At 74.2% G+C, this 445-nt stretch carries 1 protein-coding gene; it reads right to left on the bottom strand.

The window, feature by feature from the left end; translation table 11 throughout:
* On the bottom strand, window positions 1-445 hold a 445-nt coding region (locus Q0L15_RS06770), incomplete at both ends, for an SAM-dependent methyltransferase (RefSeq protein WP_296603160.1).

Below are 445 nucleotides of genomic sequence, written 5' to 3' on the forward strand. Positions count from 1 at the left end.
GGGTGCCCGGGCGGCACGTGGCCGGAGATGACGCTGAAGCCCTGGACGACGCCGCGGTGGGTGACCGGGATGCCGCCGAGCGCGGGGACGGCCACCGACGAGGTGACCCCGGGGATGACACGCACCGGGAGGTCCGCCTCGGTGCAGGCGAGGACCTCCTCCATCCCGCGGCCGAAGACGAACCCGTCGCCACCCTTGAGACGGACGACGCGGCGACCGCGTCGAGCATGCTCCACGAGGAGGTCGTTGATGCGTTCCTGCGGGGTGAAGGCCCCGCGCGGCAGCTTCGCGACGTCCACGACGAGCGCGTCGGGACGGGCCCAGGCCAGCGCCTCCGCCGGTGCGAGGTGGTCGACCAGCAGGACGTCCGCCTGCTCGACGGCAGCACGTCCGGCGACCGTCATCAAGCCGGCGTCGCCAGGGCCACCACCGACCAGCGCGACGG

Origin of the sequence: Nocardioides sp. (assembly GCF_024509035.1) — a bacterium.
Classification (GTDB): Bacteria; Actinomycetota; Actinomycetes; order Propionibacteriales; family Nocardioidaceae; genus Nocardioides.